A 13,694-nucleotide genomic window follows, 5' to 3' on the forward strand; every position below is an offset into this window, starting at 1 on the left:
GCAAAGGTCAAAAGATCGCAGCCTGCGGCAACTCCTGCCTTGGAATACGTTTCCTGTAGGAGCTGCCGCAGGCTGCGATCTTTTTGCGTTTAACGAGCACAACAATTCACTTTGCCCCGCACCACGCTTCTGGTATTTGATTAACGCTTTCCCACCGATAAAAGGATGTCGGCATGAGCTATCGCACACTGGGTCACTCGGGGTTAAAGGTGTCCACCCTCACCCTCGGCACGATGATGTTTGGCGAACAAACCAGCGCCGAAGATTCGTTGCGCATCATCGACAAGGCCTGGGATCAGGGCATCAACTTTATCGACACCGCCGACGTTTACACCCAGGGCCGCTCCGAAGAAATCGTCGGTGAAGCGATTGCCCGTCATCGCCATGACTGGGTGCTGGCGACCAAGGTCGGTTTCGGCCCGGTGGACGGCGTGCCGAACCGCAGCGGTTTGAGCCGCAAACATATTTTCAATGGAATTGATGCGAGCCTGACGCGGCTCGGCACCGACTACCTCGACATCTATTACCTGCACCGCGAAGACCACAACACGCCGCTGGAAGTGACCGTGTCAGCGATTGGCGATCTGATTCGTCAGGGCAAGATTCGCTATTGGGGCCTGTCGAACTACCGTGGCTGGCGGATTGCCGAGGTGATCCGCATCGCTGACCAACTCGGCGTTGATCGCCCGGTGATCAGCCAACCGCTGTACAACATCGTCAATCGTCAGGCCGAGACCGAGCAGATCACTGCCGCGCAAACTTACGGCCTCGGCGTGGTGCCTTACAGCCCGCTCGCCCGTGGCGTGCTCAGCGGCAAGTACGCGCCGGACGTAACGCCAGATGCCAACAGCCGCGCGGGACGTCAGGACAAGCGCATTCTGGAAACCGAATGGCGCGTGGAGTCGTTGCGTATTGCTCAACAAATTCAGCAGTACACAGAACAGCGTGGTGTCGGCATGGTTGAGTTTGCGATTGCCTGGGTGTTGAACAACAGTGCGGTGACCTCGGCGATTGTCGGGCCTCGGACTGAAGAGCAATGGGATGCGTACACCAAGGCGCAGGCGGTGAAGATTACGGCCGAGGATGAAGCATTTATCGATTCGCTGGTGACACCGGGACATGCGTCGACGCCGGGCTTCAACGATGTGAGCCATTTTGTGTCTGGCCGTAAACCCCACACAGCCTGACGTCCCCGTGTAGGAGCTGCCGCAGGCTGCGATCTTTTGATCTTTAAAAAGCAAAATCAAAAGATCGCAGCCTTCGGCAGCTCCTACAATTACTCATCTGTATGTGTTGAAAATAATGACCATCCGGCCAATATTCAGCACAAAAACCACGTATCCTTCGCGCCCCGTTTGATCACCCACCCGCGAGGACAGTTTGTCTAAAGGTATCGCTTTATCGGTTTCGGCCTCGGTGCTGTTTGCCGTCATGTATTACTACACCTCGCTGCTCACCCCGTTGAGTGGCGTGGAAATCTTTGGCTGGCGGATGCTGCTCACTGTGCCGTGCATGACCGTGTTCATGCTGGTGTCCGGTGAATGGCGGCGGGTGGTGGAGCTGGTTCGGCTGATGGCCGCGAAGCCAAAGTTGATCGCCGGCCTGATCGTCTCGGCCGCCCTGCTCGGCGTGCAACTGTGGCTGTTCATGTGGGCGCCGCTCAACGGCTACAGCCTTGATGTCTCGCTGGGCTACTTCCTGCTGCCGCTGGCGATGGTGCTGACCGGGCGAATTGCCTACGGCGAAAGTCTGTCTTACCTGCAAAAGATTGCGGTGTTCTTCGCCAGTCTCGGCGTGTTGAACGAGTTGTATCAGGTCGGCGGATTTTCCTGGGCGACGCTGGTGGTCGTGATCGGCTATCCGCTGTACTTCGTGCTGCGCAAATACCTGAAGACCGATCACCTCGGTGGTTTGTGGGTCGACATGACGCTCATGCTGCCAATTGCCTACTGGTTTGTGCAGGGTGGCGAGCAAGGTTTCGGCGTGTTCGATCAATACCCGGGGCTGATGTGGCTGATTCCGCTGCTCGGTTTGATCAGTGCGTCGGCGTTGGTGGTGTACATCATTGCCAGCCGTTTGCTGCCGTTCAGTCTGTTTGGATTGTTGAGTTACGTTGAGCCGGTGTTGTTGCTCGGCGTGGCGTTGTTGCTGGGTGAGAGCATCAAGTCGGGGGAATGGCTGACGTACATTCCGATCTGGCTGGCGGTGGTTGTGCTGGTGTTTGAAGGCTTTAAACACTTGATGCGTCAACGCCGTCCTTAAAAGCAAAAGATCGCAGCCTTCGGCAGCTCCTACATTTGGAATGCATTTTCCCTGTAGGAGCTGCCGAAGGCTCGGGCCGCGATCGGACGATCTTTTGATCTGAAAAAAATCCCGGCCCTGCATCTCTGCAGGCCGGGATTTTTCATTTCGTCAGCGGATTACTCAGTCGCAAGCACACCACGACGCACCTGATCACGCTCGATCGATTCGAACAGCGCCTTGAAGTTGCCCTCGCCGAAACCATCATCGCCTTTACGCTGGATGAATTCGAAGAACACCGGGCCCATCAGGGTTTCCGAGAAGATCTGCAGCAGCAGACGCTTGTCGCCCGACTCGGACGAACCGTCCAGCAGGATGCCGCGCGATTGCAGTTCATCGACTGGCTCACCGTGGTTCGGCAGACGGCCTTCGAGCATTTCGTAATAGGTTTCCGGCGGCGCGGTCATGAAGCGCATGCCGATTTTCTTCAGGCGATCCCAAGTGTCCACGAGGTTATCGCTGAGGAACGCCACGTGCTGAATGCCCTCGCCGTTGAACTGCATCAGGAACTCTTCGATCTGGCCGGCGCCCTTGGACGATTCTTCGTTCAGCGGGATGCGGATCATGCCGTCCGGCGCAGTCATCGCTTTCGAGGTCAGGCCGGTGTATTCGCCCTTGATGTCGAAATAACGGATCTCACGGAAGTTGAACAGCTTCTCGTAGAAATTCGCCCAGTAAGCCATGCGACCGCGATACACGTTGTGCGTCAGGTGGTCGATGATCTTCAGGCCTGCGCCCACCGGGTTGCGGTCAACGCCTTCGATAAACACGAAGTCGATATCGTAGATCGAGCTGCCTTCGCCAAAACGATCGATCAGGTACAGCGGCGCGCCGCCAATGCCTTTGATCGCCGGCAGGTTCAGCTCCATCGGACCGGTTTCGATGTGGATCGGCTGAGCGCCGAGTTCCAGTGCGCGGTTGTAGGCTTTTTGCGAGTCTTTAACGCGGAACGCCATGCCGCAAACGGACGGGCCGTGCTCGGCCGCGAAGTACGAAGCAACGCTGTTGGGTTCGTTGTTGAGGATCAGGTTGATCGCGCCCTGACGATACAGGTGCACGTTTTTCGAACGGTGGGTGGCGACTTTGGTGAAGCCCATGATCTCGAAGATCGGCTCCAGCGTGCCCGGCACCGGCGATGCGAGCTCGATGAATTCAAAGCCCATCAGGCCCATTGGGTTTTCGTATAAATCTGTCATGGTGACGCCTCATCATTTCTTATCAATTAACCAGGGTTATTTGTCAGTCATGCGAGGTCGGTGGGTGGCGCACAGGAGATGCCGCGCACACTGCGGGCGAGGAAGTCACCGTAGATCAGTTGAAACCCGAATATCTTCATTGTCGACCCAAGGCTCTTGCGGGCGAGGCTTCTGCTGCCAGAAGACGATTATTATTGTATGCGTAACCCGATTCTACACAGCGTAAATAGGCTTGTCTGCCCTCCCTATAAAATCCGCTTTTTTGCGCCCGGCGCAAGGGGTTTGTTGCACAGGTTGATCGGGCTCAACCTTGCGCGGCACCGGGGCCGAACAGCGCCGGCCCTGTTGATTCGCCATGTCGGGCCGACGGAAAAGAGCCGCAGATGCCGTATCATTGCTGCCCCTTGATGCTCACCGAAGCGTTTGTTCGACACTGGCGTGGTCTTCATGCATCACCGATGAGCGGCGCAAGCGCAATCCGCCATCTATCATCCCTTCTGCCTGATCTCTTTTTCGGCGGCGCACGGTTGCCCGGCCTACATTCAAGAGCTCCACTTTTACGCGACAGGAAGCGCCCATGCCGTTAACCGTCAGACCCCGCCGCAAACGCAGCACGCGCCTTATTGTGACGCTGCTCAGCGGTTTTCTTCCCGTGATTCTAGGCAGCGTGATTCTTTACATGCAGGCCGAACGCACGTTGCAGCAGAGCACGGCGCACACGGCCGAAGAAGCGTTGCGTCAGTTTGACCTGATGCTTGATAACACTGCGCAAGCGGCGCGGCAGCTGCTGCCATTGGCCGGGCAACCGTGCAAGTCGGTGACGCTGGCGTTGCGCGAGCAAGTCACCCGCCGGCCTTTCGTGCGCTCAACCAATCTGGTGTGGGACGACAATCTTTATTGCAGTTCGCTGTTCGGTGAGTTCAGTGAACCCGTCAACGCGGGCGATTACGCGCAGGGCAAATTGTGGTTGATGAATGGCAACCCGGTGACGCCCAACACCGCCCTGCTGATTTATCGCCTCAGTGAAGGACGCGGCGGCGCCTTGACCACCCTAGACGGCTACCACTTGAGCAATGTGCTGCGCCTCATTGGTCGGGACACGTTGTTGTTGCTGCAAGTCGGCGATAACTGGCTGTCCGCCGACGGCAAAACCCATCAGGGCGCACTGCCGGAATTGCCGGTCGCGCAAAGCATGCGTGACTCATCGCATTATGCGTTCAGCGTCAGTGCCGGATTCCCCGAAGGTGAAACCTGGCGTTACATGAGCGATGAATATCCACCGTTGTTCAGTTTGCTGATCTTTTTCGGCGTGGTGTCTGGCGCGATTGGCCACATCGTGCAGAAGCGCTCGACCTCGCCGAGCCACGAAATGTTACGTGCGCTGGAGGCCGGTGAGTTCATTCCGTACTTTCAACCCGTGGTATATGGCGACAGTAAAAAATGGACCGGCACAGAAGTGCTGATGCGCTGGAACCATCCCAAAGAGGGGCTGGTGCGGCCTGATCTGTTTATTCCGTTCGCCGAGCATTCCGGACTGATCGTGCCGATGACCCGTGCGCTAATGCAGCAGACTGCCGCCCTCCTCGGCCCTTTATCGTCGACGTTTGTCGCGCCATTTCACATTGGCATCAACATTACCGCCAACCATTGCCAGGATCTGGAACTGGTCGAGGATTGCCGCGAGTTTCTTTCGGCATTCAGCGCGGGCAGCATCACGCTCGTGCTGGAGTTGACCGAGCGCGAACTGATCGAGCCCACCGATATCACTCGTCAGCTGTTCGAGCAATTGCACACTTTGGGGGTAAAGATCGCCATTGATGACTTCGGTACCGGACACTCAAGCCTCGGTTATCTGCGCAAATTCAATGTCGACTACCTGAAGATCGATCAGAGCTTCGTCGCCATGATCGGTATTGATGCGCTGTCGCGGCATATTCTCGATTTCATCATCGAACTCTCTGCCAAGCTCGATCTGGGTATTGTTGCCGAAGGCGTCGAAACGCAAGCGCAGGCCGATTACCTGACCGCACATAACGTTAACTTCCAGCAGGGTTATCTGTACGGCAAACCCATGCCGGCTGCCGACTTCATTAGTGCATTAACTCATCATTAACTAAATGGGCTTAAGCCGGGTGCGCCGACCGCGCGCACCAAATTGATACAAAAGATCGCTGTTGTTACATGAAGACAACAACAGGATTTACTCTTGACGCATTAACAACTACAATTTTTGTTGCCTGTGCAGAATTGGCAGGTGAGCCATTATCACCGAGTCGCTACAAGGCTCTTGGCTTATAGCTTTGTTTGCGGTTGGTATCAGCCAAATACATTATTGGAGTAAAGATATTGTCCAGACTCGCTGAATTTCGTGCAGCTGAAAAGGCCCTTCAGGAACAGCTCAAGCAGCTGGAATCGCTGAAGAACGATGCCGGGCTCAAGAAAGAAATCGAATTCGAAGAAAAGCTCCAGGGGCTGATGAAAACCTACGGCAAAGGCCTGAAGGACATCATCTCCATTCTCGATCCGAACCCGTCAAAATCCGGCCTGCAAACATCCGCAGCCCCTAAGACCCGCCGTGCACGCGTGGTCAAGGTTTATCAGAACCCGCACACCGGCGAACTGATCGAGACCAAGGGCGGCAACCACCGCGGCCTGAAAGCCTGGAAAGAACAATACGGTGCAGCCACCGTTGATTCCTGGTTGCGCGGTTAATCTCACGCCAACACAAAAGCCCTGCAGAAGCAGGGCTTTTTTTTTGACGATATCTAACAAATGCAACGAATGTCGCCAAGCAAGTTGCGATTGCCGTGTAACGCGCACGAGTCATTTGCATCTATTGTTTCTTGGCTGAATGTTGCGAACGCTGCCGGAATTAAACTTTCGGCTTAATGCCTTTGGGTATCTAGCACAGAACGGCGAATTAAAGTTTCAGGCTGTTTCGAGCCGCCGCTATTTCCTCAGCGCTTGCTTTATAAATCTCAGCCTGCCCCGCGTAAGAAAGAACATAAGCCTTGTCCGCATCGACCGCAGCGACCAAAGTTTGCGACAGCACATGACGACCGTTTTCAGTCACCGTACAAGTCGTCTCAAGTGCACTCAACGAGCCTAGATTCGCTGGATGCACGCGGTTGCAAACACTTTGATAGCCGCTCTGAAAAAAGTCCTTCTGTATCGACTTGCGCATTTCCAGCAACACGCCTTGCAGGTTGACCTGGTGACCGCTCTCGACTGGCGTCATGGTCAGCTCCATCACCATCACCTGATTGCCGTCGGCGTCATTTTTGACTGCGCGCTGACGTGAAACCTGCGGCGCGGCGTCCGTCAGCGTTTGCACCTCCCAGCCCGCAGGCCAGGTGATGCTCGGCGCATCGGCCAATGCTGCAGCGCTGATCAAGGCTACGCCGAAGAAAACCAACAGGGATTTGCACGGTCGGATCATTACTAAAGGCACTCAAAGGTTGAATCACAAAGTCTGAGGCTCGCCCGCACACAGGGCAAGCCCGCGCTTTGGGTTTGGCGATGCCGTTTGGCATGCGTATCATTGCGCCCATTCACTCGCCCATTGTTATTGGAGGGCCCATGAGCCTGCACGAACTGAACACTTTCCCTGGCGTCACCGCCGCGCCAGACAGCGCAACCCGCAACTTCGTTTTCAACCACACCATGCTGCGCGTGAAAGACATCACCAAGTCTTTGGACTTTTACACCCGCGTGCTGGGTTTCTCGCTGGTTGAAAAGCGCGATTTCCCGGAAGCCGAGTTCAGCCTGTACTTCCTCGCACTGGTCGATAAAGCCCAGATCCCGGCCGACGCAGCTGCTCGCACCGAGTGGATGAAGTCGATTCCGGGCATTCTGGAGCTGACGCACAACCATGGCACTGAAAACGATGCCGACTTCGCTTACCACAACGGCAACACCGATCCGCGTGGCTTTGGCCACATCTGCATTTCGGTGCCGGATATCGTCGCTGCTTGTGCACGGTTTGAAGAGCTGGGTTGTGATTTCCAGAAACGTTTGACCGATGGCCGCATGAAGAGCCTGGCGTTTATCAAGGATCCGGATGGCTACTGGGTTGAGATCATTCAGCCTGCGCCGATGTAACTGACAGCACAAAACCTCTGTAGGAGTGAGCCTGCTCGCGATAGCGATGTATCAGTCAATAGAATACTGAATGCACCACCGCTATCGCGAGCAGGCTCACTCCTACAATTGAATTTGTGTCAGGCACAAAAAACCCGTGATCGCTCACGGGTTTTTTATTATCAGCGCTGACAGCTTACGCCGGCGCCGAAGTCCGGATCAGGTGATCAAAAGCGCTCAGCGAAGCCTTCGCGCCCTCGCCCACCGCAATCACGATCTGCTTGTACGGCACAGTCGTCACGTCACCCGCTGCAAAGATTCCCGGAATCGAAGTCTCACCACGGTTATCGACAATGATCTCGCCACGCGGCGACAGCTCGATGGTGCCTTTGAGCCAATCAGTGTTCGGCAACAAACCGATCTGCACAAAGATCCCTTCCAGCTCGACCGTGCGCAGTTCATCACTGTTGCGATCCTTGTAGCGCAAGCCGTTGACCTTCTGCCCGTCGCCCGTCACTTCAGTGGTTTGCGCACTGGTGATCACGGTGACGTTTTTCAGGCTGTGCAATTTGCGCTGCAATACCGCATCGGCGCGCAGTTGCACATCAAATTCCAGCAGCGTGACGTGAGCAACGATACCGGCCAGGTCGATAGCTGCTTCAACGCCGGAGTTACCGCCGCCAATCACCGCGACACGCTTGCCTTTGAACAGCGGGCCGTCGCAGTGCGGGCAGTACGCCACGCCTTTGTTGCGGTAATCCTGCTCACCGGGCACGTTCATTTCACGCCACCGCGCACCGGTCGCCAGAATCACGCTCTTGGCTTTGAGGGTCGCGCCGCTGGCGAAGTGGACTTCATGCAACTCGCCGTTTTTGCCAGGGATCAGCTTGTCGGCACGCTGCAGGTTCATGATGTCGACGTCGTATTGTTTGACGTGTTCTTCCAGCGCCGTGGCCAGTTTCGGCCCTTCGGTTTCCTGTACGGAAATGAAGTTCTCGATGGCCATGGTGTCGAGCACCTGCCCGCCGAAGCGCTCAGCGGCGACGCCGGTGCGGATGCCTTTACGAGCGGCATAAATCGCTGCCGAAGCACCGGCCGGTCCACCGCCGACAACCAATACATCAAACGCTTCTTTGGCGCTGATTTTTTCGGCCTGACGTTCAATGGCGCCGGTGTCGAGTTTGGCGAGGATTTCTTCCAGGCCCATGCGGCCTTGGCCGAAGTTTTCGCCGTTCAAGTAGATGCTCGGCACGGCCATGATCTTGCGATCGTTGACTTCGTCCTGGAACAACGCGCCGTCGATGGCGACGTGGCGGATGTTCGGCTTGAGCACGGCCATCAGGTTCAGCGCCTGGACCACGTCCGGGCAGTTCTGGCAGGACAGCGAGAAGTAAGTCTCGAAGCTGAACTCGCCTTTGAGCGAGCGAATCTGCTCGATCACTTCAACGCTGGCCTTCGATGGATGGCCGCCGACTTGCAGCAGGGCCAGCACCAGCGAAGTGAATTCGTGGCCCATCGGGATGCCGGCGAAACGCAGACTGATGTCGGCGCCCGGGCGGTTGATCGAGAACGATGGCTTGCGTGCATCGTCACCGCTGTCGATCAAAGTAATTTGGCTCGAAAGACTGGCAACGTCTTTCAGCAGTTCCAGCATTTCACGGGATTTCGCACCGTCGTCGAGGGAAGCAACGATCTCGATCGGCTGGGTTACCCGTTCCAGGTACGATTTCAACTGGGCTTTAAGATTGGCGTCCAACATACGGGCGATTTCCTTTATTTGAGGCGAAAAAAAGCCCGAGCGAATCTCGCCCGGGCATTTTTTGGGGCGGTGCAGCGTACTTAAGAAGGTGCGGCGTACCGCCCTGAGTTGCGTGTCACAGACTTAGATCTTGCCGACCAGGTCCAGGGACGGAGCCAGAGTGGCCTCGCCTTCTTTCCACTTGGCTGGGCAAACTTCGCCTGGGTGAGCAGCAACGTACTGAGCAGCCTTGATTTTGCGCAGCAGCTCGGAAGCGTCACGGCCAACGCCGCCATCGTTCAGTTCAACGATTTTGATCTGGCCTTCAGGGTTGATCACGAAGGTGCCACGGTCAGCCAGGCCAACTTCTTCGATCAGCACGTCGAAGTTACGGGAGATGGCGTGGGTCGGGTCGCCGATCATGGTGTATTCGATTTTGCCGATGGCTGGCGAAGTGTTGTGCCAGGCAGCGTGGGCAAAGTGGGTGTCAGTGGAAACGCTGTAGATTTCTACGCCGAGTTTCTGGAAGGCAGCGTAGTTGTCCGCCAGGTCTTCCAGCTCGGTTGGGCAAACGAAGGTGAAGTCGGCTGGGTAGAAGAACACGACCGACCACTTGCCTTTCAGGTCAGCGTCCGACACTTGAACGAAGTCGCCGTTTTTGAACGCGGTAGCTTTGAACGGTTTTACTTGGCTGTTGATGATAGGCATTGATGACTCTCCGTCAGGGTTGTGAATTCGATGGGAGAATCCTAACCACTCGCTCGACGGATGGCTCATTGGCAAACCTGATGCTGCTGATATGTTTTGGCTATTAGGCAACTGTATTAATAGAAGAAATGGATATCTAGGCGGGCACGTCGGTAATCCGCGCCATTCCTTGAAACGGGCTGACCTCGACATAACGCATCGCAGACTTCATGTCCTTCCAACCGACGTAGCTCATTAACGATTTCAAATCCCAACCACTTTGATGCGCCCAGGTGGCGAAGCCGCGCCGCAGGGAATGGCTGGTGTAGTTTTCGGCAGCGATCCCGGCACGCTGCAAGGCCTGGCGCAGTAAAGGGATGATGCTGTTGGCATGCAGGCCCTCCTCGTTCAGATTGCCCCAGCGGTCAATGCTGCGAAAAACCGGGCCGCGCACCAATGCCGCTTCGGTGATCCAGTCGATGTAGGCCTGAACCGGGCACAGCTTTAACAGCGCCGGCGCTTGATAAGTCTGCCCGAGGTTTTCCCGATCGCCCTTACTGCGCGGCAGATACAAGGTGATGCCTTTGCCGGCGTGCGCTTGCACATGTTCAATCTGCAAGCGGCATAGCTCATCACTGCGGAAGCCCCGCCAGAATCCCAGAAGAATCAGGGCGCGGTCGCGGTAAGCCTTGAGCAGCGCCGGGCGATCCTGCTGTTCTTTAGCGGTTTGCGCTTCGTGCTCCAGCCAATCGATGACGCGCTGCAAATCCTGCAACTGCAACGGCTCGGCCTGCTTCTCCTGTGCCGGGTGCAGGGCGCGAATGCCTTTGAACACCTTGCGCACCACCGGCGCCTTGGTCGGATCAGCAAAGCCCTGACTGTTATGCCACTGTGCCAACGCTGACAGACGCAGCTTCAGGGTGTTGATCGATAACTCCCCGGCATGCGCCACCAGATACCGCGCGACGCTATCAGCCGTGGCTGGCAGGAACCCGCCCCACTTCACTTCGAAATGTTCAATGGCTGCGCGATAGCTTCGGCGCGTGTTGTCGCGGGTGGCGGCTTGCAGATAGCGATCCAGATCGCTCATGGGCTGTTTTCTCGCTGGCGTACTGATTCAGGGATGCAGATGTTCATTTTGCCGCCTGACACTGGGTAATACCAGTATATCCCGCGTCTTTAATATCAATGATTTAACTTTATTTTCAGCATGGTACACTGCGTACTTAGGTGGCATGTACCACAGTATGAAACCGTAGGAGTTCACATGGCCCGTGGCGGCATTACCAAAGCACTGGTGCAGATCGCGCGCACAGCGATTCTGGCTCGCGGAGAACACCCGAGCATCGATGCAGTACGCATTGAAATGGGCAACACCGGCTCGAAAACCACGATCCATCGCTATTTGAAAGAGCTGGATGATGGCGCTCAGCCGACTGAAGCATCAGCAGAACCCATCGACGATGAGCTGACCGCCCTCGTCTCCCGCCTCGCTCAGCGCCTGAAAGAACAGGCGCAAGAACCCATCGAACAAGCTCGCGAGCAGTTCGAGGAACAGCGTGAGGCACTGGAGTCGGAGCTGAAGCAGGTTCGTCAGGCGCTGGAAAAAATCGAGCATGAGCACGATATCCAAGGCGCAGCGCTCGCGCGCGAATCCGAAGCGCTGAACAACACGCGCTCGATGCTGCAGACCGAACAAACCCGTAATGCCGGTTTGAATCAGGCCTTGGCCGACTTTGAATTGCGCCTGCAGGACAAGGACGAGCAGATTCGCTCGCTGGAAGAAAAGCACCTGCATGCTCGCGACGCACTTGAGCATTACCGCAACGCCACCAAAGAGCAGCGCGAGCAGGAACAGAGCCGCCATGAAAGCCAGGTGCAGCAGATTCAGGCAGAACTGCGTCAGGCACAGCAAAGCGCACTGGTGCGTCAGGACGAGATCACGCAACTGCATCGCGATAACGAGCGCTTACTCACGGAAAACCGTGGCACCCAGCGCGAATTGAGCCTGACGCAGGATCAGCTCAAGCAAAGCAATCAGCGTCAGGATCAATTGCTGGAGCAAGCGACGCGGGTGGACAGCGAACGCACCCTCCTCCAGGAACGTTTACGCGTGGCCACACTGGAAAGTCAGACACTCAAACAGAACGTCGAAGAGCAGGCGCTCCTCAATCAGTCACTGGAAAAGCAATTAAGCAAAACGCAGGCGAGCCTGGAAGAAAGCCAGCGTCTGGCGGCTACCGTTGCGGCAGCGCCAGACTCGGCCAAACCGAAGGACGCTTAAGCGCCGACCGGTGTACGCATGGTGACAAACTCTTCGGCGGCCGTCGGATGTACCCCGATCGTGTCGTCGAAGTCGCGCTTGGTCGCGCCTGCCTTCAGCGCAATCGCCAGGCCTTGGACGATTTCGCCAGCGTCCGGGCCGACCATGTGGCAGCCGAGAACTTTGTCGGTTTTGCCGTCCACCACCAGCTTCATCAGCGTTTTCTCCTGACATTCAGTCAAGGTCAGCTTCATCGGGCGGAAGCGGCTCTCGAACACCACAACATCGTGGCCAGCCTCGCGCGCTTCCTCTTCGGTCAACCCGACCGTGCCAATGTTCGGCAGGCTGAACACCGCCGTCGGGATCATCTTGTAATCCACCGGACGATATTGCTCAGGCTTGAACAAACGACGCGCTACGGCCATGCCTTCCGCCAATGCCACTGGCGTCAGCTGCACTCGACCAATAACGTCGCCCAGCGCCAGAATGGACGGCTCAGTAGTCTGGTACTGATCATCGACCTTGATGAAGCCTTTGTCGGTGAGCTGCACATCGGTGTTTTCCAGCCCGAGATTGTCGAGCATCGGACGGCGACCGGTCGCATAGAAAATGCAATCCGCCTCCAGCTCGCGACCATCCTTGAGGGTGGCTTTGAGGCTGCCATCGGCCTGTTTATCGATGCGCGCGATGTCGGCATTGAATTGCAGATCCAGACCGCGCTTGGTCAGCTCTTCCTGCAAATGTTTGCGCACCGAACCATCGAAACCGCGCAGGAACAGATCACCGCGATACAGCAGCGTGGTGTTCGCGCCGAGGCCGTGGAAAATCCCGGCGAACTCAACTGCGATGTAACCACCACCCACCACTAGTACACGCTTAGGCAGATCTTTGAGAAAGAACGCCTCGTTGGAACCAATCGCGTGTTCGTGCCCCGGAATTTGCGGAATCTGCGGCCAGCCGCCGGTGGCGATCAGAATGTTTTTCGCGGTAAAGCGTTCGCCATTGACCTCGACTTCATGAGGCCCAACGATCTTGGCGTGCGCCTCATGCAAGGTCACACCGCTGTTGACCAGCAAGTTACGATAAATGCCATTGAGGCGATTGATCTCGCGATCCTTGTTGGCGATCAGCGTCGCCCAATCGAAGTTCGCTTCGCCAAGGCTCCAGCCAAAACCGGACGCTTGCTCAAAGTCTTCAGCGAAATGCGCGCCGTACACCAATAGCTTTTTCGGCACACAGCCAACGTTGACGCAGGTACCGCCCAGATAACGGCTCTCGGCCACCGCCACTTTCGCGCCGAAACCGGCTGCAAAACGCGCAGCGCGCACACCGCCGGAACCGGCACCAATCACATAAAGGTCAAAATCGTAGGCCATTTCTATCTCCTCGGCAGGTGAACAGCATACCTGCCGACGCTCATTGAGCAAGT

General features: G+C 56.5%; 12 protein-coding genes. 6 read left to right on the forward strand and 6 right to left on the reverse strand.

The genetic code is table 11. The features are described from left to right. Positions 1 to 173: 173 nt before the first annotated feature. Both AD669_RS13090 and rarD read left to right on the forward strand, forming a co-directional pair. Positions 174 to 1,187: an aldo/keto reductase gene (locus AD669_RS13090; protein ID WP_053120339.1), complete on the forward strand. Its 1,014-nt coding sequence runs from the start codon at positions 174 to 176 to the stop codon at positions 1,185 to 1,187. Between the two features lie 193 nt (positions 1,188 to 1,380). Next, on the forward strand, positions 1,381 to 2,262 hold the full coding sequence (gene rarD / locus AD669_RS13095; RefSeq protein ID WP_053120341.1) for an EamA family transporter RarD: 882 nt from the start codon (positions 1,381 to 1,383) through the stop codon (positions 2,260 to 2,262). A 158-nt stretch (positions 2,263 to 2,420) separates the two neighbouring features. Here the strand turns inward: rarD and hppD are convergent, their stop codons facing one another. Then, a complete protein-coding gene (gene hppD / locus AD669_RS13100; protein ID WP_053120348.1) occupies positions 2,421 to 3,497 on the reverse strand; it encodes a 4-hydroxyphenylpyruvate dioxygenase in 1,077 nt (358 codons plus the stop codon). Between the two features lie 577 nt (positions 3,498 to 4,074). Between hppD and AD669_RS13105 the strand changes: the two genes are divergently transcribed. Beyond that, positions 4,075 to 5,610, forward strand: coding sequence for an EAL domain-containing protein (locus AD669_RS13105; RefSeq protein WP_053120352.1), 1,536 nt, complete (start codon positions 4,075 to 4,077; stop codon positions 5,608 to 5,610). Between the two features lie 233 nt (positions 5,611 to 5,843). Next, complete coding sequence (locus tag AD669_RS13110; RefSeq protein WP_053120358.1) at positions 5,844 to 6,209, forward strand: histone-like nucleoid-structuring protein, MvaT/MvaU family; 366 nt, start codon at positions 5,844 to 5,846, stop codon at positions 6,207 to 6,209. A gap of 208 nt (positions 6,210 to 6,417) precedes the next feature. Here AD669_RS13110 and AD669_RS13115 read toward each other — a convergent pair whose 3' ends face one another. Beyond that, positions 6,418 to 6,936, reverse strand: coding sequence for a DUF4946 domain-containing protein (locus AD669_RS13115; RefSeq protein ID WP_053120359.1), 519 nt, complete (start codon positions 6,934 to 6,936; stop codon positions 6,418 to 6,420). A gap of 140 nt (positions 6,937 to 7,076) precedes the next feature. On the opposite strand from AD669_RS13115, the gene gloA reads away from it, so the two are divergent. Further along, positions 7,077 to 7,598: a lactoylglutathione lyase gene (gloA, locus tag AD669_RS13120; protein ID WP_053120360.1), complete on the forward strand. Its 522-nt coding sequence runs from the start codon at positions 7,077 to 7,079 to the stop codon at positions 7,596 to 7,598. A 175-nt stretch (positions 7,599 to 7,773) separates the two neighbouring features. On the opposite strand, the gene ahpF is transcribed toward gloA, so the two are convergent. The 3 genes from ahpF to AD669_RS13135 form a co-directional block, all read right to left on the reverse strand. After that, positions 7,774 to 9,336: an alkyl hydroperoxide reductase subunit F gene (gene ahpF / locus AD669_RS13125; RefSeq protein WP_053120362.1), complete on the reverse strand. Its 1,563-nt coding sequence runs from the start codon at positions 9,334 to 9,336 to the stop codon at positions 7,774 to 7,776. Positions 9,337 to 9,459: 123 nt separating this feature from the next. After that, complete coding sequence (ahpC, locus tag AD669_RS13130; protein ID WP_007912224.1) at positions 9,460 to 10,023, reverse strand: alkyl hydroperoxide reductase subunit C; 564 nt, start codon at positions 10,021 to 10,023, stop codon at positions 9,460 to 9,462. A gap of 136 nt (positions 10,024 to 10,159) precedes the next feature. Next, complete coding sequence (locus tag AD669_RS13135) at positions 10,160 to 11,092, reverse strand: site-specific integrase (RefSeq protein WP_053120364.1); 933 nt, start codon at positions 11,090 to 11,092, stop codon at positions 10,160 to 10,162. Positions 11,093 to 11,269: 177 nt separating this feature from the next. On the opposite strand from AD669_RS13135, the gene AD669_RS13140 reads away from it, so the two are divergent. After that, positions 11,270 to 12,286 (forward strand): DNA-binding protein, encoded by a 1,017-nt coding sequence (locus AD669_RS13140; RefSeq protein ID WP_053120366.1) that lies wholly within the window; start codon positions 11,270 to 11,272, stop codon positions 12,284 to 12,286. Here the strand turns inward: AD669_RS13140 and gorA are convergent. Next, a complete protein-coding gene (gene gorA, locus AD669_RS13145; RefSeq protein WP_053120368.1) occupies positions 12,283 to 13,641 on the reverse strand; it encodes a glutathione-disulfide reductase in 1,359 nt (452 codons plus the stop codon). The genes AD669_RS13140 and gorA overlap by 4 nt on opposite strands. Between the last annotated feature and the right edge of the window lie 53 nt (positions 13,642 to 13,694).

The sequence above is a fragment of the Pseudomonas sp. P1.31 genome (assembly GCF_001269815.1).
In the GTDB taxonomy this organism is placed as follows: Bacteria; Pseudomonadota; Gammaproteobacteria; order Pseudomonadales; family Pseudomonadaceae; genus Aquipseudomonas; species Aquipseudomonas rustica.

Coding starts and splice junctions, on each gene's coding strand:
- AD669_RS13115 (WP_053120359.1), bottom strand. CDS start 6,936: ATGATCCGACCGTGCAAATCCCTGTTGGTTTTCTTCGGCGTAGCCTTG.
- AD669_RS13135 (WP_053120364.1), bottom strand. CDS start 11,092: ATGAGCGATCTGGATCGCTATCTGCAAGCCGCCACCCGCGACAACACG.
- AD669_RS13090 (WP_053120339.1), top strand. CDS start 174: ATGAGCTATCGCACACTGGGTCACTCGGGGTTAAAGGTGTCCACCCTC.
- gorA (WP_053120368.1), bottom strand. CDS start 13,641: ATGGCCTACGATTTTGACCTTTATGTGATTGGTGCCGGTTCCGGCGGT.
- ahpC (WP_007912224.1), bottom strand. CDS start 10,023: ATGCCTATCATCAACAGCCAAGTAAAACCGTTCAAAGCTACCGCGTTC.
- ahpF (WP_053120362.1), bottom strand. CDS start 9,336: ATGTTGGACGCCAATCTTAAAGCCCAGTTGAAATCGTACCTGGAACGG.
- gloA (WP_053120360.1), top strand. CDS start 7,077: ATGAGCCTGCACGAACTGAACACTTTCCCTGGCGTCACCGCCGCGCCA.
- AD669_RS13105 (WP_053120352.1), top strand. CDS start 4,075: ATGCCGTTAACCGTCAGACCCCGCCGCAAACGCAGCACGCGCCTTATT.
- AD669_RS13140 (WP_053120366.1), top strand. CDS start 11,270: ATGGCCCGTGGCGGCATTACCAAAGCACTGGTGCAGATCGCGCGCACA.
- hppD (WP_053120348.1), bottom strand. CDS start 3,497: ATGACAGATTTATACGAAAACCCAATGGGCCTGATGGGCTTTGAATTC.